At 40.5% G+C, this 18,018-nt stretch carries 9 protein-coding genes; all 9 read left to right on the top strand.

From position 1 onward, the window contains the following. The first annotated feature begins 20 nt into the window (after positions 1–20). The 9 genes from R3X28_RS12705 to R3X28_RS12665 all read left to right on the top strand — a co-directional run bounded on the left by R3X28_RS12705 (position 21) and on the right by R3X28_RS12665 (position 18,016). Positions 21–2,273: a GH92 family glycosyl hydrolase gene (locus R3X28_RS12705; protein ID WP_317664701.1), complete on the top strand. Its 2,253-nt coding sequence runs from the start codon at positions 21–23 to the stop codon at positions 2,271–2,273. Positions 2,274–2,279: 6 nt separating this feature from the next. Next, the gene (locus R3X28_RS12700; protein ID WP_317664699.1) at positions 2,280–4,157 is read left to right on the top strand and encodes a sodium:solute symporter family protein; all 1,878 of its coding nucleotides are present in this window, start codon (positions 2,280–2,282) and stop codon (positions 4,155–4,157) included. Positions 4,158–4,189: 32 nt separating this feature from the next. Continuing rightward, the gene (locus tag R3X28_RS12695) at positions 4,190–5,152 is read left to right on the top strand and encodes a glycoside hydrolase family 130 protein (RefSeq protein WP_317664696.1); all 963 of its coding nucleotides are present in this window, start codon (positions 4,190–4,192) and stop codon (positions 5,150–5,152) included. Between the two features lie 15 nt (positions 5,153–5,167). After that, positions 5,168–6,247 carry a carbohydrate-binding family 9-like protein gene (locus R3X28_RS12690; protein WP_317664694.1) on the top strand — a complete coding sequence of 360 codons (1,080 nt, stop codon included), beginning with the start codon at positions 5,168–5,170 and terminating at the stop codon, positions 6,245–6,247. A 4-nt stretch (positions 6,248–6,251) separates the two neighbouring features. Next, positions 6,252–8,507 carry a GH92 family glycosyl hydrolase gene (locus tag R3X28_RS12685; protein WP_317664692.1) on the top strand — a complete coding sequence of 752 codons (2,256 nt, stop codon included), beginning with the start codon at positions 6,252–6,254 and terminating at the stop codon, positions 8,505–8,507. A 2-nt stretch (positions 8,508–8,509) separates the two neighbouring features. Next, positions 8,510–10,858: a GH92 family glycosyl hydrolase gene (locus R3X28_RS12680; protein WP_317664690.1), complete on the top strand. Its 2,349-nt coding sequence runs from the start codon at positions 8,510–8,512 to the stop codon at positions 10,856–10,858. Between the two features lie 51 nt (positions 10,859–10,909). Beyond that, positions 10,910–12,226 (top strand): PNGase F N-terminal domain-containing protein, encoded by a 1,317-nt coding sequence (locus tag R3X28_RS12675; protein WP_317664688.1) that lies wholly within the window; start codon positions 10,910–10,912, stop codon positions 12,224–12,226. Between the two features lie 49 nt (positions 12,227–12,275). Beyond that, a complete protein-coding gene (locus R3X28_RS12670) occupies positions 12,276–14,501 on the top strand; it encodes a GH92 family glycosyl hydrolase (RefSeq protein ID WP_317664686.1) in 2,226 nt (741 codons plus the stop codon). Between the two features lie 446 nt (positions 14,502–14,947). Then, the gene (locus tag R3X28_RS12665) at positions 14,948–18,016 is read left to right on the top strand and encodes a SusC/RagA family TonB-linked outer membrane protein (RefSeq protein ID WP_317664684.1); all 3,069 of its coding nucleotides are present in this window, start codon (positions 14,948–14,950) and stop codon (positions 18,014–18,016) included. The last annotated feature ends 2 nt before the right edge of the window (positions 18,017–18,018 follow it).

Here is an 18,018-nt window from a genome sequence, read left to right as displayed (position 1 = left end):
TTCTAAACTAACCAATAAAGATGAAAAATTACTTGCTGTCAGCTTTTGTAACAATAGCTATTATTTCCTCTTGTACTGAGAAAAAAGAAACCTTAGGACAATCAAAGAGTATTGTTGATTACGTGGATCCGTTCATTGGAACGGGAGGGCACGGGCATACTTATCCTGGGGCCACTTCGCCTTTTGGTCGGGTACAGCCAAGTCCTGACAACGGTACTACCGGTTGGGATTGGTGTTCGGGTTACCATATTACCGATTCCATTATATCGGGTTTTGCACAATTGCACCTGAGTGGTACGGGTATAGGTGATTTGGCCGATGTGCTTTTGATGCCGACCAATTCGGAGATGGATCTAGGGTTGTTTGGAAAAAAAAGGGATTCTTTACCATATACATCCTATTTCTCACATAAAGATGAAGAAGCTTCCCCAGGGTATTATAAGGTACTTTTGAAAGATCCTGATATTGAGGTTGAGCTTACCGCTAATGATTATGTGGCGTATCATACATATACCTATAAATCGGCAGGTGAACCTTCTTTTGTTATCGATTTGGGATATGCGGTCAATTGGGACAAGCCACTCGAGAGTAGCATAAAGATGGAGGATAGTCGGCATATTGTCGGGTCTCGTTTTAGTACGGGTTGGGCAAAAAACCAAAAAGTGTTTTTTGCCATAGAAACTTCAAGCCCGATCATTCAACAGCGATTCATAGGGGATACACCGATAGGCATTGCGGCGACAGAAGTGAATGGGGTAAAAGCAGGAGGGCAGTTTTTCTTTAAGGATAATACGGAAAGCGTTGAGGTTAAAATTGCCGTATCATCGGTAAGTATCGAGAATGCCAAAGAGAATTTAAGGTTACAGGGCAATTCAAGCTTTGGGGATGTGCGTGAAAAAACACGGGGGGATTGGAGTGGTCTTTTGTCCAACATCAAGGTAGAGACCCCGACAGATAGTTTAAAGACAATTTTTTATACGGCACTTTACCATGCCCAAGTGGCCCCGACCATATTCAATGATCTTAACGGGGAATTCAGAATGCAGAACGATAGTATTGCCAAAACTGATTTTAAGATGTATTCATCTTTATCCTTGTGGGATATCTATCGTGCGGAAACACCTTTGTTAAGTATTATGGATCCCAACCGATTAGACGATATGGTCAAATCCATGTTGGCTTATTATGATGAGAGTGGGGTGTTGCCGGTATGGGTTTTATCCGGTAATGAAACAGGGACAATGCCCGGATACCACTCTGTTTCCATTATTGCCGAAGCCATTATGAAAGGACATTCGGCTTTTGATGTGCAAAAAGCATATGGTGCCATGAAAGCGACCATGATGGGCGATGAAAGGGGATTGAAAGCATATAAGAAATATGGATATATACCTTTTGAGGTAATGGATCAGTCCGTTTCCATAAGTCTTGAATATGCATATAATGATTGGTGTGTAGGGCAAGTGGCTAAGAAATTGGGCTACGAAGAAGATTTCAAATATTTTGATGAACGATCTAAAGCTTACCAGAACTTTTTCGACATCAGCTCAGGTTTCTTAAGGGGTAAATCGAAAGACGGAAAGAATTTTCACGAGCCTTTTGATCCCAAGTCATCAAACCATATTGAGGATACCGATTATACCGAAGGTAATGCTTGGCAACATAGCTGGTATGTATTGCATGATGTTAACGGATTGATAAACCTACATGGAAGAAAAGAGTCTTTTGCCCTAATGGTAGAGCAGCTTTTTACTGAGGATTCTGATTTAAGTGGTCATAATGTTTCCCCGGATATCTCAGGACTCATAGGGCAATATGCCCATGGTAACGAACCGAGCCACCATATCGCCTATATGTTGAACAAGGCAGGTGCCCCATGGCGTACCCAATATTGGGCACGAAAAATAATGGATACCCAATATAGTACTCAGCCAGACGGTTTGAGTGGAAATGAGGATTGTGGGCAAATGTCTGCGTGGTACATTATGAGTGCCATGGGTATTTATCCTATGAACCCAGCTTCGGGCGAATATGAAATAGGAAGTCCCATATTCGAAAAAACCACCATTAAGTTATCCCAGGATAAGACTTTCGTGATATTGGCCCCTAATACATCAAAAGAGAACATCTATGTACAATCCGTAAAACTGAACGGAGAACCTCTTGATAAAACTTTCATTACCCATAACGATATTATTTCAGGTGGTACCCTAGAGTTCGAAATGGGCCCTGAACCTAATAAACATTGGGGAGTACAAACCGCAACTAAATAAGGTCGTATGAACATTATAGATGTATCGATAATTCTTCTTTATGTTGTCCTTACCCTAGCTGTAGGTATTTGGGTATCTAAAAGGGCTTCAAAGGGTCTTAAATCTTATTTTTTAGGGGGCAACGGTATCAAATGGTATTATTTGGGTCTTAGTAACGGTTCGGGAATGTTCGATGTTTCCGGAACTGCCTGGATGGTAGGTATCCTGTTCCTTTATGGCGTAAAAAGTTTTATGTTCATGTGGTTATGGCCCGTATGGAACCAAATATTCATCATGATGTTCTTGGCCGTATGGATTCGGAGATCCAATATCATGACCGGTTCGGAATGGATGCTGACCCGTTTTGGTGATGACCGTGCAGGTAGGGCCGCCCATAGTATCGTGGCCATTTTTGCCGTAGTCGCGGCCGTAGGGTTCATAGCCTATTTCTTTGAAGGGGTAGGTAAGTTCATGACAGTTATTTTACCGTGGGATTTTGCATTGCAGGTCGGTGAATCTGTTTTGCTGAGTTCCGAGCAATCCTACGCTTTGATCATTATAGGTCTTACTACTTTATATACGGTAAAAGGGGGTATGTTTTCCGTTGTCGCTACCGAGGTACTGCAATATGTTATTATGGTAATAGCCGGTATTTTAGTGGCCGGATATGCTTTTTATGAATTTTCGGATGTTCAGATCAATTATATAATATCGGATGAATGGAAAAATGTCAGTTTTGGATGGGAGTTGGGCATACATTGGAGCGATAAGTTCGATTCATTCAACAAACTAATAGATTCAGAAGGGTATAAAATGTTCGGTGCTTTTATCGGCATGTCACTTTTTAAAGGTTTCTTTGCCAGTATTGCAGGCCCTACGCCTGGTTTTGACATGCAACGTATCCTTTCTACCCGCACGGTTAAGGAAGCTGCATACATGAGTGGTTTCACGGCTTTGGTGCTTTATATTCCTAGGTATTTGCTTATTGCGGGTATCGTGGTCATCGCATTAGTGGTTCTTGGTCCCGGGATGGCGGCCGATGCTGGTTTAACAGGGGCCGAATTGGAAGTTATACTTCCCAAGGTCATTAATTTTCATGTTCCAGTAGGGATCAAAGGGCTTCTTTTGGCTGGGTTGTTGGCAGCCTTCATGAGTACCTTTTCCGCATTCGTCAATGCAGGCCCGGCTTATATCGTGAATGATATCTATAAGAAATATTTTAAACCCGTGGCTTCGGATAAACATTATATTAAAGCAAGTCATATTGCTTCGATCTTAGTGGTTGGTCTTGGGGTTTTTATGGGCTTCTTCGCAGAATCGATAAATTCACTCACCCTTTGGATAACCAGCGCTTTGTTCGGTGGTTATGTTGCTGCTAACTTTTTAAAATGGATATGGTGGCGCTTTAATGGTTGGGGGTATTTCTGGGGTATGGCCTCTGGTTTGTTGATCGCGACCCTTCAGTTTATATTAGATCAGAACAAATCAAATTTGGAAGTGGGTACATGGTTGCATGATCTTGCCCAAATACCCGCCATTTACATCTTTCCGATTATTTTTGCGGTGTCCCTGTTAGGGTCGTTCCTTGGTACCTTTTTAACTCCTGCCACCCGTATGGAAACCTTGAAGGGTTTTTATAAGAACGTGCATCCATGGGGTTACTGGAAACCTGTTGTTGAAGCATTGAACAATGAAGGGGACCATATAAAAAAGAACGGCGAATTTTGGAAAGACATGGCAAATTGCGCCATAGGTATTATATGGCAGTCAAGTATGATCGTTTTACCGATATATTTCATGGTTAGGGATTATCCCAAAACATGGGCGGCATTGGGTATTTTTCTGGTTACTTCGATAATCCTGAAGTATACTTGGTTGGACAAAATCAGAAAAATCCCGAATTAAATAGTATAATTTAAATTAAAGAAAGAGATAGAATGAAAATTCCTTGGCAAGATAGACCTGATCATTGTAATGATGTACTTTGGCGGTATAGTGAGAATCCCATTATCAATAGGAACGATATACCTTCATCCAATAGTATTTTCAATAGTGCGGTCGTACCTTTCGAAGATGGCTTTGCCGGTGTGTTCCGATGCGATAACAAAGCCGTTCAAATGAATATTTTTGCGGGTTTCAGTAAGGATGGTATACATTGGGAGATAAATCACGAACCCATTCAGATGCAGGCCGGAAATACCGGAATGATAGAATCTGATTATAAATATGATCCCAGGGTCGTGTTCATCGAAGATAGATATTGGGTTACATGGTGCAATGGGTATCACGGACCAACCATTGGTATAGCCTATACTTTTGATTTTAAGGAATTCTTTCAGTGTGAGAATGCCTTTTTACCTTTTAATAGAAATGGAGTATTGTTTCCTGATAAAATTAATGGGCGTTATGCGATGCTAAGTCGCCCCAGCGATAATGGCCATACACCTTTTGGAGATATTTATGTGAGTTTCAGTCCGGATATGAAGTACTGGGGCGAACATAGATGTGTTATGAAAGTGACCCCTTTTGAAGATAGCGCATGGCAGAGCTGTAAGATCGGTGCGGGTACCGTTCCCATCCATACCAAAGAAGGGTGGCTCATTTTCTATCATGGGGTAATCAATACCTGTAACGGTTTCCGTTATTCGGTTGGTTCGGCAATATTGGACGAGAACGAACCTGATAAGGTCAAATATAGAACACAGCCCTACTTATTGGCTCCTACTGAATTGTATGAGCAAGTGGGGGATGTACCCAATGTGGTATTCCCTTGTGCGGCCTTACATTCTATAGAAGAAGATAAAGTGGCGCTTTATTATGGCGCGGCAGATACCGTTACCGCAATGGCATTCGGGCGTATTTCGGAAATCCTGGAATTTACGAAGAAGAATAGCCTTTAACGCAATACCCTAGTTATGGATCACGAATTGAATGCCAAGAAAATAATCAGCCTAATACTTCTATTGTTATACATGGGGACTGTTTGGCTGGTGGCACAAGAAACACCTAGGCAGTATGTGTCTTTTAAAACTGTGGATAAAATAAAAATTGACGGTTTAGGCAATGAGGATTCTTGGGAAAAAGCCGAATGGAGTGATTCTTTTATTGATATAGAAGGAAAAAAAGAACCTACTTATAAGACCCAAATGAAAATGGTTTGGGATGAAGATTACCTGTATTTCTTTGCAAAAATGGAAGAGCCAAACGTTTGGGGAACATTGAAGCAAAGGGACACGGTTATTTTCTATAACAACGATTTCGAGATTTTTATCGATCCCGATGGGGATACCCATAATTATATGGAGTTTGAAATGAATGCCTTGAATACGGTTTGGGATCTTTTCTTGACGAAACCTTACCGAAATCAAGGTAAAGTACTTGATAATTGGGACATTCAAGGTGTAATGACGGCGGTACATGTAGATGGCACCTTGAACAATCCCAATGATATAGATACGGGTTGGAGCGTGGAGATCGGGATTCCATGGGATGTTCTGAAAGAAGCAAACTCCCATAATGACATCCCTGTCAACGAATTCTGGCGTTTTGGTTTTTCAAGGGTCAATTGGAATTTTGATGTGACCGATGGAAGGTATTCCAGAAAAAAAGATGCAACCGGTAAATATTTACCGGAATACAATTGGGTTTGGTCCCCACAATGGGTTATAAATATGCATGAGCCCGAAAAATGGGGGTATGTTTATTTTTCTGAGAAGCAAGTAGGGTCAAAAGATGTTTTTACCATACCTGAAGATGAGCATGTTAAATGGTACCTCTACGAATTGTACCGTGATTTGATCAATAGTGATAAACAGGAAGTAGCTTGGAAAAAAGCGGACGGACAGGTTTTTGGGGAGTCAAAAAAAATCTTGGGAAAAAAGATAACCCCAATATTGGAAAACCAAAAATCAGGGTTTCTTCTTTGGGCAAAAAGTCCGTTTACGGGAAAAACTTTGATGATCAAGGATGATGGTAAATTTTTAAGTGTAGATTAATTCCATGCGTATATACAGAATTGTATTTTTTGTTTTTACAGGACTTTTGTTCCAAACATCTTGTAAAAAAGAAGGGCAACCCATTGTAGAGGAAAATTTGACCGAATTCGTAAATCCTTTTATAGGTACTGATGGTCCGGGTAATACGTATCCCGGTGCGACAGTGCCTTATGGGATGGTTCAGTTGAGCCCAGATATAGGAATCCCGGGATGGGATAGGATTGCCGGTTATTATTATCAAGATACCATAATCAGTGGTTTCTCGCATACGCATCTTACCGGTACGGGTGCCGGGGATCTTTATGATATTTTGGTCATGCCATCAAACAGCAGGTCGTCTAAAAGAATCAAGGAAAACGGATACCGGCCTTACTCAACCTTTGACCATGAAAAAGAGAGTGCTTCTCCGGGATATTATTCGGTTGATTTGTTGGATTTTGATATAAAAGCGGAAATGACGGCAACCAAAAGGGTAGGTGTACAAAGGTATACTTTCCCTGCCGATGACAGTACCAAGGTAACTGTGGATCTTGGTTATGCACTTAACTGGGATAAACCGACCGATACTTATGTAGAGGTGGTCAATGATTCATTTATAAGGGGGTACCGGATGTCGGCAGGTTGGGCCAAGGACCAACGCCTTTACTTTTCAATGCATTTTTCAAAACCCTTCAGAAGTTATGTGGTTTATAAAGACGGTCAGGAAGTAAATGCGCCCGTCAAAGGTGTCAATACGAAAATTGAGTTGAACTATGCTATGGTCGATCGTGAGCATTTGATTATCAAAACCGGACTTTCAACAGCTGGTTTTGAAGGGGCGGATGCTGCAGTAGCTGAAGAAACAAAGGGTTTTTGTTTTGATTGTTATAAAGAAAGTGCCAAAGAGGTGTGGCAGAAAGAACTATCGAAAATACGGGTTAGTAGCAACGATAGGGACAAAAAAGGTACATTCTATACTATGATGTATCAATCGATGTTGGCACCCACCTTGTTAAGCGATTTGGATGGAAAATATAAAGCGGCCAATGATACTATTGGTGTAGCAGAAGGTTTTGATCGGTACGATACTTTTTCCCTCTGGGATACTTTTCGGGCCGCGCATCCATTATACACGATAATCCAACAAGAAAAAGTACCCGATATGGTAAAATCCATGTTGGCGCATTATAAGGAAACTGGGATTTTACCGGTTTGGTCCATGCAAGGTAATGAAACGAATATGATGATCGGTTACCATGCCGTGCCGGTAATTGTGGATGCTTATTTCAAAGGGTTTCCTTTTGACAAGGAATTGGCATATAAGGCATGTAAGGAAAGTGCAATGGTCAATGATCGCCAAATAGATGTTTATCGGGAAAAGGGTTTCATCCCTGTGGATGACGGGCACGAGAATTGGTCGGTATCCAAGACGATGGAGTATGCCTATGATGATTGGTGTATTGCGATGTTCGCCAAGGATTTAGGTCATGAACAGGATTATAAGGAATTTTTGAAACGTTCCGAAAATTGGAAGAACCTTTATAATGAAAAGACCTCATGGTTACAGCCAAAAAATGAAAATGGCAGTTTTATTACACCATTTGTTCCCAAGGAATACTCACCCTATTTCTGTGAAAGTAACGCCTGGCAATACTATTGGTACGTGCCTCAGGATATTGAAGGGCTTATAGCCAAAACAGGGGGCAAGGAGCGTTTTAACCAAAAGCTCGATTCCATGTTCACCTATTATCCCAAAGCTGGTGACAAACTCCCGATTTTCAGTACGGGAATGATCGGGCAATATGCCCATGGGAACGAACCCAGCCATCATGTGGCATATCTTTATAATTATTTAGATCAACCATCGAAGACTCAGACTTTGGTGCGACAAATTCTGAAAGAACAATATGCCAATGCGCCGAATGGCCATTGTGGTAATGAAGATTGTGGGCAAATGTCGTCATGGTATATTTTTGGGGCACTTGGTTTCTATCCTGTAAATCCGGCACAAGGCATTTATGATTTGGGTATACCTTTGTTCAAAGAGGTTGAAGTTGAAGTGGGAGAAAGTAAAGTACTCAGGATAATCCAGAAGAATTTCTCGGCAGAAAACAAATACGTTGAATCCGTAATTTTAAATGGGGATACATTGGATAGGAATTTCATCACACATAGCGAAGTCATTTCGGGTGGTGAATTGGTTTATGTAATGACCAACGATCCCGAGAATATGGATGGGAAAAAATTGAAATCCCCCGAAAAAAATAAAATATATAGATAATTATGGGAACAGGAAGACATTTGAAAATCGGCATTTCCGTTATTATGGCCATGTTTCTCTTTACGGCCTGCAATGAGGCGGATTCTAAAACGGTTGTTACGGAAAGTAGTGAAGAACAAGATCTATTGGGTTTCGTTAATCCGTTGATGGGGACCGATTCCGATTTTAGTCTTTCGAACGGGAATACCTATCCGGCAATCGCAACACCATGGGGAATGAATTTTTGGACACCCATGACTTCAAAAATGGGTGACGGGTGGACGTACAAGTACCACGACAAAAAAATACGGGGAATCAAGCAAACGCATCAACCTAGTCCGTGGATCAACGATTATGCGGCCTTTTCCTTAATGGCGGTAACAGGCGATTTAAAATATCAGGAAGATGAGCGGGAGTCATTTTTCTCACATAAGGCTGAGACCGTACGACCAGATTATTACAGTGTGTATTTGGCAGATTATGATGTAGTCGCCGAGGTTTCCCCAACAGAACGGGCGGCACATTTTAAATTCACCTTTCCGGAAGACCAATCTTATATTCTTTTAGATGGATTTTTCAAAGGCTCAATGGTCAAGATAATCCCAGAAGAACGAAAGATTATCGGGTATTGTCGAAATAATAGTGGGGGAGTTCCTGAGAATTTCCATAACTATTTTGTGGCTGAATTCGATACGGATTTTGAACTGAACCATACCTGGGGCGACAATTGGAAATTGAGTGAAAATTCAAAAGAAAATGAAGGTGACCATGTTGGGGCGATAGTTGGTTTTAAAACAAAAAGAGGTCAGGAAATTCATGTAAAAGTAGCATCCTCTTTTATAAGCCCCGAGCAAGCACAGTTGAATTTGGATAGGGAAATCGGGGAAGATACTTTTGAAACCACTAAAGAAAAAGCCACAGCTGCTTGGCAAAAAGAACTTAGTAAAATCCAAATAGAAGATGACAATATAGATCATATAAGAACTTTTTATTCTTGTTTGTATCGCGTATTGTTATTTCCAAGAAAAATGTACGAATTGGATAAGTCCAACGAAATTGTACACTATAGCCCCTATAATGGCAAGGTTTTGCCGGGATATATGTTCACTGATAACGGATTTTGGGACACCTTTAGGGCAGTTTTCCCATTTTTCAATCTAATGTATCCGGAGCAGAATGGCCATATCATGGAAGGTCTTGCGAATACCTATAAAGAATCCGGGTGGTTGCCGGAATGGGCCAGTCCGGGTCATAGGGATTGTATGATCGGTTCAAACTCATCACCGATTATTGCCGATGCCTTTTTAAAGGGGATCGATATGGGCGATAGTGAGGTGTTGCTCGAGGCCATGGTCAAAAATGCTACAACATCGGAGAACAGGCCATTGTCTAATGGGAATGTGATTCGTTCCGTAGGTAGGGAAGGGATAGATTATTATAATAAATTAGGTTATGTACCTTACGATGTGGGCATCAACGAAAATGCGGCCCGAACCTTGGAATATGCCTATGCGGATTTCACCATTGGGCAAATGGCGACAAAATTGGGAAAAACCGAATTGGCCGATACGTTCTATAAGCGTTCCATGAATTATAAAAACCTATTCGATCCATCTACAAAATGGATGCGTGGTAAAAATGAGGACGGCACTTTTCAAAGTCCATTCAATCCCTTGAAATGGGGAGATGCCTTTACCGAAGGAAACAGTATTCATTATACCTGGTCAGTATTCCATGATATAAATGGATTGATCGGATTAATGGGAGGGAAAAAAGGCTTTGAAAACCAGTTGGATGCTGTTTTTGACATGCCCCCCGATTTTGATGATTCCTATTATGGGTTTACCATTCATGAGATACGGGAGATGCAGATCATGAACATGGGTAATTATGCGCATGGGAACCAACCCATACAGCACATGATTTATTTGTACAATTACGCCAATGCATCGTATAAAGCACAGGAAAAAATAAGAACCGTATTGACCAAATTGTATTCCGCCACTCCTGACGGATATTGTGGTGATGAGGATAATGGGCAAACGTCTGCTTGGTATGTGTTCAGTTCTCTTGGTTTTTATCCGGTCACACCAGGTGTGGATGAATATGTGATAGGCAGTCCGTTATTTAAAAAAGCCAGTATTTCTTTGGAAAACGGCAATCGTTTTGAAATTACTGCTCCTGGTAACGGCAAGAATGATTTTTATATTAAATCGGCAAGTTTGAACGGTGTCGATTACAATAAGTCCTATATAAAATATGAAGACATTATAAAGGGAGGCACATTGCAGTTCACAATGGATAATCAACCCAATAAAGAATGGGCAAGTGATGAGTCGTCGGTGCCCTATTCTTTAAGTAATCCAAAATAGGTTTTGGTTTTGAAGGACTTTGATTATTAAAAACATATAACTTAAAATGTTATGAAAAATAGGGCATTACTGGTAGTTTTTATATTGGTTTTCGGCTTGCTTTGCGCTTCGGTTTTAGCTCAGAACGCCTCGGTCAAGTATGGGGGCAAAACTACTTCAAAAGACCTTTTTGGCGGTAGAGTGATGGTTGCTGAAAATATCCCAAGTCCCATAGAAAATAATTCACCTTTACAGGAACCTAAAACATTCAGCGTTGAGGTTTTTAAAGATCAGCCAGTAAATTTTGGGGGTGAAACAGGTGATACCGTTACGGTAAAAAGGCTGCAAAATGGACGTGTTGTTTATAAAAAAATAAAAGTCCCTGTCTATAAGAAGGGAACCGATGTTTCGATTGAGGTCAAACTAAGGTCCAATGGGGACAAATGGGATAAATCCGGCTCCTGTTTTGTAGTTACGAACCCGGAACTCATAGGTGTTATCGATGTTTCTTTGGGTAAAGAAAAGTTTCCTGAAAACTCATTTGCGGACAAGGGTTTTGGAGGGGTGTTAAAGACCAATGAATATGTGCCTGCCTTGGAATTAATGCGTTTTATGTCTCCGTTCGGAGTGGGGCATTACAGTGATGAAAAAAAGTATCCCAAAATTGAATATAATAGACCGGTTTATATCCCCAAATGGGAAAACGAAGTAGTTTGGGAGAAGGATATCTCTGAGCTCGAATCTGTGGTAACTGGAGAGTTTTATATTGGAGTATGGATAGATGCTTGGACTCCAGATGGATATTCCGTGGATGTATCTTTGAAATATTCAGGAAGGCCTAGGCCTAAATTAAAAGTTTTGCCCTTACTGAATACGGTGTATTATGTTGAAGGTCAAAAAATACCCGATTTCTTCGCCGCCAAGACCCTTGATTTGAACTTTAGCACAAACCAGGAAATGAGGAATGTGAAGTTGTATTATACGACAACAGGGCATGGAGGTCATAGTGGGGGAGATGAATTCATTAAATTGAAAAACGAAGTGTTTTTTGATTCAAAATTGGTGTTTAGCAAAATTCCATGGAGGGATGATTGTGCATCATTCAGAAGGTTTAATCCATCTTCCGGGGTATGGACGAAAAAAGATTCAGCATATGCTTATAATGAAAATTTTGAACGGGAATTTAAGGAGATTGAAGAGCGTTTAGCTTCTTCGGACCTATCAAGGTCAAATTGGTGCCCTGGTTCCAGTGTAATGCCTTATAGGATTCCCTTGGGGGAACTCAAAAAAGGATTGCACGGTTTACAAGTTAAAATACCCGGGACAGCCAATAAAAAGGATCAATTCAATCATTGGCTTGTTTCAGCATATATAACATACACAGAGTAACTTAGAATATAGATTCATTAAGGGTATAAGAAATCAAAAATCAGGGAGCATGAAGAATAAACTAACAGTGGTATTTTTGTTGATCATTAGTATTTCGTTGGCCCAAAAGTCCCCTGTTGACTACGTGAATCCTTTTATAGGCACCTCCAATTTCGGAACCACCAATCCAGGCCCGATTGCCGTTCGTGGTATGGCGAATGTTTCCCCCTTTAATGTGGCAGGGCCTCAAAATCTACCGTTGGAGAAAGACAGTCGATGGCTTTCTACCCCTTATGTACATGAAAATACCTTTTTAACAGGTTTTAGCCATGTGAACCTGAGTGGGGTGGGTTGCCCTGAACTAGGGGTGATTTTGGCGATGCCGACTACAGGAGCCATTGTGACCGACCATTTGGAGTATGGCAGTACCTATTCCAATGAGATAAGTCAGGTAGGTTATTATTCCAATATTTTGGATAAATATGATATTAAGGCCGAAGCCACGGCTACTACAAGGGTTGGGGTCAGTAAGTATTCGTTTCCTGCTGGGGAGTCGAATATTCTACTCAATTTAGGTTTGGGGCTTACCAATGAGGAAGGCGCAAGTATTAGAGTAGTATCAGCCACTGAAATCGAGGGAGTACGTTCCGTAGGTTCCTTTTGTTACTATAAACCGGAAGAAGCTTACCCTGTATATTTCGTGGCACGTTTTTCCAGACCTGCCGATGAATTTGGGGTATGGAAAAAGCCAGCAACATACAAAGGGGTAGAATCTGAATGGATGGGATATAATGGTAAAACCCGATTGATGAAAGGTTTTACCAAAGAAGTAGTCGGTGATAGCATCGGTGCTTATATGCGATATAATTTTGAAAGTCCGACCGAGGTTGAAATGAAAATCGGTATTTCATATGTAAGCTTGGACAATGCAAGGGAGAATTTGGAGAAGGAAACCTCGGGAAGGACTTTTAATGAAATTTTACTTGATGCCCGTAAAGAATGGAACCAATACCTGTCCAAAATAGAGGTTGAAGGTGGTAGCGAAGAGGATAAGACCATTTTTTACACCGCTCTGTACCACACCTTGATTCACCCCAATACCTTAAACGATTTCAATGGGGACTACCCTAAAATGAAAACACGGGAAACCTTAAATACAAAAGGCACCCGATACACTGTATTTTCCCTTTGGGATACCTATCGAAATCTGCACCAATTAATGGGTTTGGTATATCCCAAGCAGCAATCGGATATGGTAAAGAGTATGCTGCAGATCTATGATGAAAGCGGTTGGCTTCCCAAATGGGAATTGAATGCCACTGAGACCACGACCATGGTCGGTGATCCGGCCGGAATCATTATTGCCGATTCATATTTGAAGGGCATCCGTGATTTTGATGTGGAAAAGGCCTATAAGGCCATGCTTAAAAGCGCTGGGCAGTTAGAGGACAATCCACTACGTCCCGGCCTTCAGGATTATATCGAAAAAGGATACCTCACTACAAAAACCACCAATAGTGGTTCGGTATCCACCACCCAAGAGTATAATATTGCAGATTATGCCATTGCCCAATTGGCAAGGGAATTGGGTAAGAAGGACGATTATAAACGCTTTTCGAAACGGGCAATTTCATATCGGAAACTGTTCGATAAGGAATTCAACCTCCTTAGGCCCCGAAATGATGATGGTAGTTGGTTAACTCCCTATAATCCCGAGTCGGGGGCCAATTTTGAAAAGAACCTTGGTTTTATAGAGGGCAATGCATGGCAGTATACCTTTATGGTGCCTCATGATATCAAAGGGTTGATGAAATTAATGGGAGGACCAAAACCTTTTGCACAACGATTACAGGATGTTTTTGATAAGGGGCAGTTTGATATGGCCAATGAACCGGATATTGCCTATCCGTATCTCTTCAATTATGTGAAAGGCCAAGAATATAGGACCCAGAAAATGGTTTCCGGTTTATTGAGCAAGCATTTTAAAAACAGTCCTGATGGTATTCCCGGGAATGACGATACCGGCACCATGTCGGCCTGGGCGGTTTTTTCCATGATGGGCATATATCCTGTGAATCCCGCAGAACCCATGTATGCTTTAACCAAACCTAAGTTCGATAAAATCACCATTCATTTGGATGGGGAATATTATAGAGATAAGGCTTTGGTAATCAAATCCGGTAAATCTTTCAAAGGAGAGGCTATTCAAAAAATCAGTATCGATGGCAAGCCCTTGAAAGGGTACTTTATTTGTCATCAGGATTTGGTGAGCACTTCAGAAATTATCATTGATTAGATATTGTTGAAGGGGTGATGGTTTTCACTCGATAATTCAGTGGTACTCGGGATGTTGAGTAGTCAAGCTTTATGGCTTTATTCCTCGTAGTGGAACTATGGGATAATTCTATGTTTCTTTTTACCGGGGTTTACTTGATAAAAAGGGTGTCTTGCAAAATTTGTCATCGTTTTACTGTTAAATTATGGTGCTCTAATTTGTGATAAATTAGGTTATTACGACCTAGGAGAAAAGAATAAGAGGCGCCTATCATAGTATTTTAAATCAATACCTTTTTAAAGAACTGTTCTTTAGCTTTTCTACTTAGTTATTGGTCGAAAACATTTCAAAATCAGGGGTGGAATTTCAAATTTAGTGTATTAACATTATTTTAATAATATTTTAAGGTGTTGTTAATATTTAATTGAGGAAATCAGAAATCATTTAACTAACAAAACTATTCTAGTATGAATCAAAAATTTAATTATGTATTGCTGTTTGTTGCGTTGCTCTTTATCCAAGGAGCAATAGCCCAAACCGTATCAGGTACGGTTATCGATAATTATGGTACGCCTGTTCCCAGTGTCAATGTGATTGAAAAAGGCACAACAAATGGTACATCGACGGATTTTGACGGAAACTATTCTCTTGATGTTTCCGATCTCTCAGGTACATTGGTATTTTCTTCCTTGGGTTTTGTGAGCCAGGAAATTAGTATTGGGGGTAAATCTTCAATAAATGTTACATTAACAGAAGATGTGGAGCAGCTAGGTGAAGTGGTGGTTACCGCTTTGGGTATTAAAAGGGAAAAGAAGGCTTTAGGTTATTCGGTTCAGGAAGTTTCAGGTGAAGATATCTCAAGTGCAGGGGATGGTAATGTCACAACTGCTTTACAAGGAAAAGTAGCAGGGGTGAACATCACAACTACTGGAGGTATCGGAGGTAATTCAAGAATTGAATTAAGAGGTAACAGTTCCCTTGCGGACAACAATGATGTATTGTGGGTCGTTGATGGTGTGCCTTTTTCTTCAGGTGATACTAGTGATGGTGGTATTTGGGGAGGTACTTCCAATGGTGGAGGCCTTTTAGATATCAACCCAGAGGATATTCAATCTATGTCAGTGCTAAAAGGAGGTAGTGCAGCAGCTTTATATGGCTCCCGAGGTGCTAACGGTGTTGTTGTCATTACCACAAAACAAGGGAGCAAATCTCAAGGTTTAGGGATTTCGTATACTGGTAGTGTTGTTGCTTCAAATGCAGCATATTTTTTGGATTTGCAAGAAGAATTCGGTCAGGGGTCCGAGGGTGTTTATGATAGATTAGGTACTTCTAGCTGGGGTCCGCAATTCGATGGTGAGGCAAGAGAGGCCTGGACAGGGGAAATGTTGCCTTATGTAGCTGAGAAAGATAGGTTGAAAAACTTTACAAGGACAGGGGTGACCAGTAGGCATTCCGTTTCTCTTTCTAATGGAGGGGAAAAAGGTTCTTATCGAGCCACTATTTCTAAAGATTGGACAGAAGGAATTTATGCCAACAATGAAATAAAGAAAACAAATTTTGATTTAAAGGCTTCTTACGAGATTAACCCATGGCTTAATATTGACTCTAAGATTTCTTATATTAATACTAAGGGGCAGCAACGTCCAGAAATAGGTTATTATAGTGTGGTTTCTTATTTTAATTCAATGCCTATGAACATAAGGCTTCAAGATTTGAGTCCAGGATACGAGATTATTGGAGGCGAACATGTTGAGACCTTATATACAACTGCAAATGCAAACTATCGAAACCCTTATTTTTTACAGGAACAAGTAGTTAATAATGATGAGCGTAATCGTTTCTTTGGTAATTTTACCGCGAACATATCCTTAACGGATGCTTTGAAACTACGATTACGGTATGGTCTCGATAACTATAGGTATGAGACAGAAAGTGGTTATCTCTACGGGGATAATGTTAGTGACCAGAAGCCTAATTATAATACAGGGGAAAAATTCTTCTCCGAAGAAAACATGGAATTATTGTTGACCTACAATAAAGATCTTAGTGAAGATTTTAATTTAGGGGTCAGTGCAGGAGCAAATAAAATGTACAGTGATTCTGATGAGTTGTCTGCGAGCTCTGGAAAATTGATTTCAGAAGAAACCTACTTTTTGTCAGGAGCTGAAGATTCTTCAACAATAAGCGCAACTGAAAATTTTACAGAACGCGAAATACAATCTGTATATGGTTTTGTGGATTTATCGTATAAAGGCTATTTGTTTTTAAATGCGACTGCAAGAAATGACTGGTCCTCAACCTTACCAGATGATAATAACTCATATTTTTATCCCTCGGTGAACCTTAGTGGTTTGGTTTCCGAAATGGTTGAAATGCCCGATTGGGTTCAATATTTCAAGTTGAGGGGTTCATGGGCCCAAGTAGGTAAGGATACCGATCCATACAATACTTCCCAAGTATATACCTTAGGTTCGGGAAGATTTAATTTGACTACATCCAGTGAGCCCAATTTATTGGTCAATAGTGATTTGAAACCTGAAATTTCAACTTCTTCAGAAGTTGGGGCTGAGCTTAGGTTGTTCAAAGGGATTTTAGGAATCGATTTTACATATTATTCAGAAGATACAGAGAACCAAATCGTAATTGTTGATCTTGATCAAAGTACAGGGTATCAAGGTAAATACGATAACCTTGGTTTGGTTGTAAATAGGGGTATAGAGCTTATGACCACGATTACCCCTATTAGAAAGGAAGATTTCAGGTTTGATATCACCTTGAATTATGCGAAGAACAAGGGTGAAGTGAAAGAATTGGTGACTGCTGAAGATGATGATGAGTTTTATACTTTTATTGAAGACAACGGAGGTGTCCAGGTAAGGGGAACAGAAGGAGAGAAAATGGGAGACATTTTCGGTTATGCTTATGAAAGAAGTGATGACGGTCAGATTATCGTCGATGAAGATGGTTTGCCTGTAAGGGCGGCCGAAAGACAGGTTCTTGGTAATATTCAACCTGACTTTACTGGTTCTATAGGACTTAATGTCAATTACAAGAACTTTTTCATAAGTGCGTTGTTAGGAATGCAAGAAGGTGGTGAAATCTATTCTTTGACAGAAGCCAGTGCTGTTGGCTCAGGAAATGCCTTAAGAACTGCAGAAAACGATAGAATGGCATTTTTCGTTGATGGTGTAATGGCAGATGGTTCATCTCCTACACAAATTGTTTCGGCCCAAGAATATTGGGGTAGGGTTTCAGGAATAACAGAGGAATTTATCTACGATGCCTCATATATGAAACTGAGAGAGGTTTCTATAGGTTACAATTTACCATTGTCACTTTTCGGAGGAGAGTCTAATTTCATTAGAGAAGCTAGAATATCATTGATAGGGCGTGATTTGTTTTATATTTATAGGGATACACCGGGAACTGTTCCGGATGCCAGTGCATTTAGCACATCATACGGTGCTAAGGCATTTGATTTTTCTCCTGTACCCGTAACAAGATCGGTTGGTTGTTCTGTAAACCTTAAATTTTAATA

This window comes from Maribacter sp. TH_r10 (assembly GCF_033101095.1).
Lineage (GTDB): Bacteria > Bacteroidota > Bacteroidia > Flavobacteriales > Flavobacteriaceae > Maribacter_A > Maribacter_A luteus.
The sequence above is the reverse complement of the archived record's forward strand: the minus strand, read 5'-3'. Positions and strand labels throughout refer to the sequence as shown.

What these genes read in the sequence shown, in the direction of transcription:
- R3X28_RS12705 (WP_317664701.1), top strand. Translation starts at nt 21, where the DNA reads ATGAAAAATTACTTGCTGTCAGCTTTTGTAACAATAGCTATTATTTCC.
- R3X28_RS12700 (WP_317664699.1), top strand. Translation starts at nt 2,280, where the DNA reads ATGAACATTATAGATGTATCGATAATTCTTCTTTATGTTGTCCTTACC.
- R3X28_RS12695 (WP_317664696.1), top strand. Translation starts at nt 4,190, where the DNA reads ATGAAAATTCCTTGGCAAGATAGACCTGATCATTGTAATGATGTACTT.
- R3X28_RS12690 (WP_317664694.1), top strand. Translation starts at nt 5,168, where the DNA reads ATGGATCACGAATTGAATGCCAAGAAAATAATCAGCCTAATACTTCTA.
- R3X28_RS12685 (WP_317664692.1), top strand. Translation starts at nt 6,252, where the DNA reads ATGCGTATATACAGAATTGTATTTTTTGTTTTTACAGGACTTTTGTTC.
- R3X28_RS12680 (WP_317664690.1), top strand. Translation starts at nt 8,510, where the DNA reads ATGGGAACAGGAAGACATTTGAAAATCGGCATTTCCGTTATTATGGCC.
- R3X28_RS12675 (WP_317664688.1), top strand. Translation starts at nt 10,910, where the DNA reads ATGAAAAATAGGGCATTACTGGTAGTTTTTATATTGGTTTTCGGCTTG.
- R3X28_RS12670 (WP_317664686.1), top strand. Translation starts at nt 12,276, where the DNA reads ATGAAGAATAAACTAACAGTGGTATTTTTGTTGATCATTAGTATTTCG.
- R3X28_RS12665 (WP_317664684.1), top strand. Translation starts at nt 14,948, where the DNA reads ATGAATCAAAAATTTAATTATGTATTGCTGTTTGTTGCGTTGCTCTTT.